The organism is Halobacillus sp. BBL2006 (assembly GCF_000786645.1).
GTDB lineage: Bacteria > Bacillota > Bacilli > Bacillales > Halobacillaceae > Halobacillus.
Genome location: NZ_JRNX01000462.1, coordinates 1 through 3,258, shown reverse-complemented (window position 1 = coordinate 3,258; position 3,258 = coordinate 1). Strand labels below are relative to the sequence as shown.

The window sequence follows — 3,258 nt, the reverse complement described above, 5'->3', positions numbered from 1 at the left end:
CTAATTCTTTTTGTGCAATCATTAGAGCTGCGGTTGTACCGGTAAAACCAGCTCCAACAACTGCGAATTTATTGCGCTTGAATGCCATGGTTGTTCCTCCTAATTAATTCGCTTCACTTTCTTGTTTGGTTTCCTCTTTTGCAGAGCTTGTTGAGGACGTTTTCTTTCTGCGTGCCGGTGCAGCCTTTGGTTTCGGTTTTGGCTCACTCGCCTTGGATTCAGGATTCACACTTTCTTTGCCGTCTTTTTGCAAAATACTGCCTGTCCCCTCGTCTGGATGTGGGATGACGTGATAACCTACGAGTTCTCCAACACGGTTCACCGCTTCTTTTCCAGCGTCGACAGCCGCTTGAACGGCACTTACATCGCCTTCTACAAGTACTGTCACCAAAGCCGCATCGATTTTCTCCTGCTTTACGAGCGTGACATTGGCTGCTTTCACCATCGCATCTGCTGCTTCAATCGATCCAACAAGTCCTCTCGTTTCAATCATGCCTAATGCTTTAGCCATTGTGACCACCCCTTTCTACTTCGACTGAATCTACAATCCCAATAATCAATGCATCAATAGGTATAGCCGACCCATCTTGGAGATGAGAACTTGCACTGCCTTTCGTTACCATAACCTTGTCTCCTACTCCAGCTCCAATACGGTCAACTGCTACAAAAGTCGGTTCTTCTGGAGTATTCTCTGAACGATCTGGTTTTACGACTAAAAACTTCAGTCCTATCAGACCGTCTTCTTTTCTTGTAGCCCAAATATTTCCGATCACTTCGCCTACAATCATACTTCCTGCCCCCTACAACTCCTCGATAGAAATAGTGATATTGGCATCTCTTGCTGTATCCCTTGCTAGAGGAGTAATAATGGTTTTCTGTGATATGTGAATGTCGCTGTATGGCCACCTGGTTATTTCATCTTGTGTAAGCAGCTTTCCATCGAAATAAAAAGGTGAGCCATTTTTATTATTAGGAGGAGTAAGAACTTCATCTTCTTTTAAAATAGATACATGATATGAACGTAATTCCTTCTCGTAATTCCGCATTTTTCCAAGGTAAGGAGCCGGGATCTTTTCTGGCTGAGTGTGAATCCATTCCATTGAGCGATCAAGAATAAAATGGATCGCTACTCCGCTGCTCATTAACTTTGCAAACCAGTGACTTTCAGGAGTATCCGTTATACCCATAGCGCTTTTAACGAACAAATCCTGATCTACCTGAGGAAAAACAGCTTGGGAAATGGTTTCAGACTCATCCAGATGATCTAAATCTACCCACTCCAACAGCCAGTTCGTTTCCAGATTTATGATTGCATTGTCCTTACTTTTATTTGCTTGAACCACGTGAAGCACGGGTTTATTCTTATTCTGGAAAACGTTCTTCTCTTTCAAAACTTCAGCAACGATTTTTTCAATGAGCTGTTTATCATACATAAGAGGGCTCCACCTTTTTTAGCGACCCTTTTTGCCCTGTTTGAATTAATCCGGCATTGGCTTCATCTGTATCAATGTGCATTTCTAACCGATATTTTTCAGAGACACGAATAATCGTTTTTGAAAAACTAACTTCACGCCCCGGATTACTTACGGTAACTTCAACCACCTGCCCGTCTTTCACCTTAAAATTGTCCGCATCTTGAGGACTCATATGGATATGAGCTTGAGCGATAATTAATCCTTCCTCTAGATAAATGCTTCCTTTCGGACCGATGATGGTGACAGGGCTGGAGTTTTCTGTGTGACCAGATTGCCTTATAGGTGGCTTCAATCCTAATTTAAATGCATCTGTTTGGCTCACTTCTACTTGAGAAGAAGAACGAAGCGGCCCTAAAATCCTTACTTTTGGAATACTCCCTTTCGGACCTGCTACAGTCACTGTTTCATTAGCTGCAAACTGACCTGGCTGGGATAGTGGTGCCTTTTCGCTCAGTTCGTACCCTCGCCCAAATAGAATTTCCAGACTCTCTTTATTCAAATGACAATGTCTAGCTGAGACCCCTATGGGGACCTCACTAGACGTGTCTTCTTTTTCTAAGTGTTTCATAACTTCTTCTACTATCGATTGTAAATCTTGTCGACCCATTTGATTCCCTCACTTTCCTCACCTGTTCATGATGAACAGGAAAGTAGATAACAATGATCTAGTTATTGAGGTGCGTCGATTTTAGGCAAAATGCTCTCAAGTTCGTTGTGTGGGCGAGGGATAACGTGTACGGATTTAAGTTCGCCAACTCTTTGAGCAGCAGCGCTTCCAGATTCCGTTGCAGCTTTTACAGCCCCTACATCACCACTAACTAAAATCGTAACGATTCCTCCACCTACGTGAATTTTGCCAACCAGATTAACATTTGCTGCTTTCACCATTGCGTCTGCTGCCTCTACAGATGCTACTAAACCTTTCGTTTCGATCATTCCTAGTGCGCCATTAAGTGCCATTGTATATTCCTCCTAAGGGTTTTTTTAATATTTTTGTAGAACTTTACTCACAATTGCTGATACCGTTTGTGCATCTACTTCATCCGTATCTACTTTTTTCAATACTTCTGAAATCACTTTTTCTACATCATTTTCTTCTTTAGAATTTTTTTCTTTTCTTGGTGCTGTTGCAGATGGCTTCGGAATTTTCACTTCTTTTACTCCATAAGCTAACCGCTTAATATTAATGAGGTGACGGGTCGTAATGTTGTCAGATGTAATGTTTCCTCCATAAGACCCGCAACCCAGAGTCAGTGAAGGTTTCAGGTTGGTCGTTGCCCCCACAGCTCCTATACTTGAAAGTGTATTGACCATTAAACGTGAGACGGGCATTTCTTCACCAAACATTCTCGCAATTTGATCATCATTTGTGTGAATTGCCAAACTATGACCACGGCCTCCCAAATTCAATAACTCCAAACATTGCTCTTTGGCACGCTCTACATTGTCTACCGTATATAAAGCGAAGATCGGAGATAATTTTTCAAGTGAAAAAGGAACATCCTTTCCAACTCGGTCTTCTTCTGCTATTAAGAGCCTTGTATCGTCAGGCACGTCTACGCCAGCCATTGCTGCTATTTTTGTTGCTGGACGGCCCACAATTTTCGGGTTCAATTTACCTGGAGACGGTGAGATCAGCTTTGCCACCTTCTCTTTTTCGATCCCTTCCAGGAAATAGGCTCCATTATTTTTTAATTCACGAATCGCCATTTCTTTAATGTTTTGATCAATGACGATTGCTTGTTCAGTAGCACAAATCGTGCCATTATCAAATGTTTTACTA

General features: G+C 42.2%; 5 protein-coding genes and 1 pseudogene. All 6 read right to left on the bottom strand.

From position 1 onward, the window contains the following. Nucleotides 1-103: 103 nt before the first annotated feature. Nucleotides 104-511: a BMC domain-containing protein gene (locus tag LD39_RS13725; protein WP_035548010.1), complete on the bottom strand. Its 408-nt coding sequence runs from the start codon at nt 509-511 to the stop codon at nt 104-106. Next, nucleotides 504-788, bottom strand: a complete 285-nt coding sequence (locus tag LD39_RS13720) for a EutN/CcmL family microcompartment protein (protein ID WP_035548007.1) — start codon at nt 786-788, stop codon at nt 504-506. The genes LD39_RS13725 and LD39_RS13720 overlap by 8 nt, the downstream gene beginning before the upstream one ends. A 12-nt stretch (nt 789-800) precedes the next feature. Next, nucleotides 801-1,433, bottom strand: coding sequence for a hypothetical protein (locus tag LD39_RS13715; RefSeq protein WP_035548004.1), 633 nt, complete (start codon nt 1,431-1,433; stop codon nt 801-803). Then, nucleotides 1,426-2,082, bottom strand: coding sequence for a phosphate propanoyltransferase (locus LD39_RS13710; protein WP_035548001.1), 657 nt, complete (start codon nt 2,080-2,082; stop codon nt 1,426-1,428). The genes LD39_RS13715 and LD39_RS13710 overlap by 8 nt, the downstream gene beginning before the upstream one ends. 62 nt (nt 2,083-2,144) lie before the next feature. After that, nucleotides 2,145-2,435 carry a BMC domain-containing protein gene (locus LD39_RS13705; RefSeq protein ID WP_035547998.1) on the bottom strand — a complete coding sequence of 97 codons (291 nt, stop codon included), beginning with the start codon at nt 2,433-2,435 and terminating at the stop codon, nt 2,145-2,147. A 24-nt stretch (nt 2,436-2,459) separates the two neighbouring features. Next, a pseudogene (locus LD39_RS23125) lies at nt 2,460-3,258 on the bottom strand (acetaldehyde dehydrogenase); the annotation flags it as partial.

Coding starts and splice junctions, on each gene's coding strand:
- LD39_RS13725 (WP_035548010.1), bottom strand. CDS start 511: ATGGCTAAAGCATTAGGCATGATTGAAACGAGAGGACTTGTTGGATCG.
- LD39_RS13720 (WP_035548007.1), bottom strand. CDS start 788: ATGATTGTAGGCGAAGTGATCGGAAATATTTGGGCTACAAGAAAAGAA.
- LD39_RS13715 (WP_035548004.1), bottom strand. CDS start 1,433: ATGTATGATAAACAGCTCATTGAAAAAATCGTTGCTGAAGTTTTGAAA.
- LD39_RS13710 (WP_035548001.1), bottom strand. CDS start 2,082: ATGGGTCGACAAGATTTACAATCGATAGTAGAAGAAGTTATGAAACAC.
- LD39_RS13705 (WP_035547998.1), bottom strand. CDS start 2,435: ATGGCACTTAATGGCGCACTAGGAATGATCGAAACGAAAGGTTTAGTA.